Annotated in this window: 1 rRNA gene; it reads right to left on the reverse strand. The window is 56.2% G+C overall.

Features of this window, described 5'->3' with window-relative positions:
• Positions 1 to 23 precede the first annotated feature (23 nt).
• A 23S ribosomal RNA gene (locus tag C3486_RS36590) occupies positions 24 to 1409 on the reverse strand; the annotation flags it as partial.

The following is a 1409-nucleotide window of genomic DNA, read 5'->3' on the forward strand; positions in this document are numbered from 1 at the left end:
AAACACAGTGGACGCGAGCAACTGAGGACAAGCCCTCGGCCTATTAGTACCAGTCAACTCCACCCGTTACCGGGCTTCCATATCTGGCCTATCAACCCAGTCGTCTACTGGGAGCCTTACCCTCTCAAGGAGGTGGGAGCACTCATCTCGAAGCAGGCTTCCCGCTTAGATGCTTTCAGCGGTTATCCCTCCCGAACGTAGCCAACCAGCCATGCCCTTGGCAGGACAACTGGCACACCAGAGGTTCGTCCGTCCCGGTCCTCTCGTACTAGGGACAGCCCTTCTCAATACTCCTACGCGCACAGCGGATAGGGACCGAACTGTCTCACGACGTTCTAAACCCAGCTCGCGTACCGCTTTAATGGGCGAACAGCCCAACCCTTGGGACCGACTCCAGCCCCAGGATGCGACGAGCCGACATCGAGGTGCCAAACCATCCCGTCGATATGGACTCTTGGGGAAGATCAGCCTGTTATCCCCGGGGTACCTTTTATCCGTTGAGCGACGGCGCTTCCACAAGCCACCGCCGGATCACTAGTCCCGACTTTCGTCCCTGCTCGACCCGTCAGTCTCACAGTCAAGCTCCCTTGTGCACTTACACTCAACACCTGATTGCCAACCAGGCTGAGGGAACCTTTGGGCGCCTCCGTTACCCTTTGGGAGGCAACCGCCCCAGTTAAACTACCCACCAGACACTGTCCCTGATCCGGATCACGGACCCAGGTTAGACATCCAGCACGACCAGAGTGGTATTTCAACAATGACTCCCCCTGAACTGGCGTCCAGGGTTCACAGTCTCCCACCTATCCTACACAAGCCGAACCGAACACCAATATCAAGCTATAGTAAAGGTCCCGGGGTCTTTCCGTCCTGCTGCGCGAAACGAGCATCTTTACTCGTAGTGCAATTTCACCGGGCCTATGGTTGAGACAGTCGAGAAGTCGTTACGCCATTCGTGCAGGTCGGAACTTACCCGACAAGGAATTTCGCTACCTTAGGATGGTTATAGTTACCACCGCCGTTTACTGGCGCTTAAGTTCTCAGCTTCGCCGACCCGAAGGTCAGCTAACCGGTCCCCTTAACGTTCCAGCACCGGGCAGGCGTCAGTCCGTATACATCGCCTTACGGCTTCGCACGGACCTGTGTTTTTAGTAAACAGTCGCTTCTCGCTGGTCTCTGCGGCCACCACCAGCTCAGAGGGAAAACCTCATCACCAGCAATGGCCCCCCTTCTCCCGAAGTTACGGGGGCATTTTGCCGAGTTCCTTAACCATAGTTCACCCGAACGCCTCGGTATTCTCTACCTGACCACCTGAGTCGGTTTAGGGTACGGGCCGCCATGAAACTCGCTAGAGGCTTTTCTCGACAGCATAGGATCATCCACTTCACCACAATCGGCTCGGCATCAGG

Source organism: Streptomyces sp. Ru73 (assembly GCF_002920575.1).
Classification (GTDB): domain Bacteria; phylum Actinomycetota; class Actinomycetes; order Streptomycetales; family Streptomycetaceae; genus Streptomyces.